This is a genomic window from Streptomyces sp. 150FB (assembly GCF_000818195.1).
Classification (GTDB): Bacteria; Actinomycetota; Actinomycetes; order Streptomycetales; family Streptomycetaceae; genus Streptomyces.
In genome coordinates this window covers 9,433,516-9,435,415 of the sequence record NZ_JTHL01000001.1, presented here as the reverse complement: position 1 = coordinate 9,435,415, position 1,900 = coordinate 9,433,516, and the positions used below count along the sequence as shown (strand labels likewise).

Genomic DNA, 1,900 nt, shown 5'->3' with positions numbered 1-1,900 from the left:
GTGGCGCCCAGGTCGTCCTCCCTGACCACCGCGTCGATGTGGCCGGCCGCGAACTGCGCCGCCGCGGTGTAGGCGCCCGGGTCGGCGCCCGCCGGGCGTACCCGGGAGCCCGCGAAGCCGATCCGCGCGCCCTCCAGCGCCAGAATGACATCAGCGCCCGCGCCCAGGGTGGCCCAGCCGCCGCCCGCCGTGGGGTCGCGCACCACCGCGAGCTGCGGGTTGCCGGCCGCCCGGGTGAGCGCCGACTGCCGTGCCACCCGCTGGAGTTGGAGCAGCGCGCGCATGCCCTCCTGCATCCGGCTGCCACCGGTGGCGATCAGCGAGACCACCGGCAGTCCGTGCTCGCGCGCATGCGTGTGAGCGGTTTCGAGCAGGTCGCCGGTGCGCTCCCCCAGCGACCCGCCGAGGAAGCCGAACTCGAAGGAGATCAGGACCACTTCGGTGGCGCCGACGTGCCCGGTGCCGATGACGACGGACTCGCTCTCGCCCGTACGCGCCCGAGCCCGCGCGCGCAGCGCGTCGTACCCCTCCCAGCCGAGCGGTCCGTCCGGCTCCGGGGAGGCGTGTGGCGGCTCGGGGAGTTCGGTGAACGAACCGGCGGCGCCGGTGAGTACGGCGATCGCCTCGCGCGCGGTACGCCTTCCGTCCTCAGCCATGGAGCGAGCGCTTCATGATCTTGCCCATGTCGTTGCGCGGCAGCGCCTCCAGATAGCGCACCACACGCGGCCGCTTGTGCGCGGCGAGCTGTGCGGCGACATGGTCAGCCAGCTCTTCGAGCGCCGGCGGCTCGCCGTCGTCCGCCGGGACGATCCAGGCCACGATCCGCTCCCCGAGGTCGTCGTCGGGCTCCCCGGTGACGGCGGCCTCCCGTACACCGGGGTGCTCCAGCAGTACGTTCTCGATCTCGCCCGCGCCGATCTTGTAGCCGCCGCTCTTGATCAGGTCGGTGGCCTGCCGGCCGACGATACGGACATAGCCGTCGGGGTCGCGGATCGCCATGTCCCCCGTACGGAACCAGCCGTCGGTGAAGGCGGCGGCCGTCGCTTCGGGCCTGTTCAGATACTCACTGAAGAGGTTCGGGCCCTTGACCTGGATCTCGCCGACCGTCTCGCCGTCGGGCGTGTCGATCACGGCGCCCGACTCGTCGACCAGTCGCAGCCCGACGCCGCGCAGCGGGACACCGACGGTCCCGGCGCGCGGTTCGCCGTCCGCGCGGACGCTGGTGTTCATCAGTGTCTCGGTCATGCCGTAGCGCTCCACGACACGCCGTCCGGTCGCGTCAGCGATCCGCCGGTGGTCGTGGACGGGAAGCGCGGCGGACCCCGACACCAGCAGCCGCGCCCCGGCCAGCGCCTTGGCGAGGGCGGGGTCGCCGGGGAGTGCCTCGGCGATCCGGTGGTACATCGTCGGTACACCGAAGAACATCGTGGCGCCCGAGGAGAGTTCGCGGGTGACTCCGGCGGTGTCGAACCTGCCGAGGTGGCGTACGGAGCCGCCCCTGCGCAGCGGGCCGAGGATCCCGAGGATCAGGCCGTGGACATGGAAGAGCGGCAGCGCCTGCACGAGCACGTCACTGCCGGTCCACTGCCACGCGTCCTCCAGCGCGTCGAGGGTGGCGGTGACGGCGCGGCGCGGCAGGACGGCTCCCTTCGGGGGGCCGGTGGTGCCGGAGGTGTAGACGATCAGCGCGGGCGCTTCGGGCGAGGGCTCGGCGGGCAGCGGCACCGCCGGGCCGCCGTCCGTACCGCCGTCCGTGCCGGCCAGGTCCGCCGTCACGTCGAGCCGGTCCAGCGAGCCGAGGGCCGCCGGCAGTTCGGCGCCGGGCTCGGCGAGCAGAAGGGTGGGCGCGCTGTCGGTGAGGATGTGCGCCAGCTCGCGTTCGCCGCTCCTCGGGTTGAGC

General features: G+C 73.5%; 2 protein-coding genes. Both read right to left on the bottom strand.

The window, feature by feature from the left end:
* Window positions 1-656, bottom strand: a 656-nt coding sequence (locus QR77_RS40335) for a carboxyl transferase domain-containing protein (protein WP_347359820.1), incomplete at its 3' end; no start/stop codon positions are given.
* Window positions 649-1,900, bottom strand: a 1,252-nt coding sequence (locus QR77_RS40330; RefSeq protein ID WP_040026866.1) for an acyl-CoA synthetase, incomplete at its 5' end; no start/stop codon positions are given. The genes QR77_RS40335 and QR77_RS40330, both read right to left, overlap by 8 nt.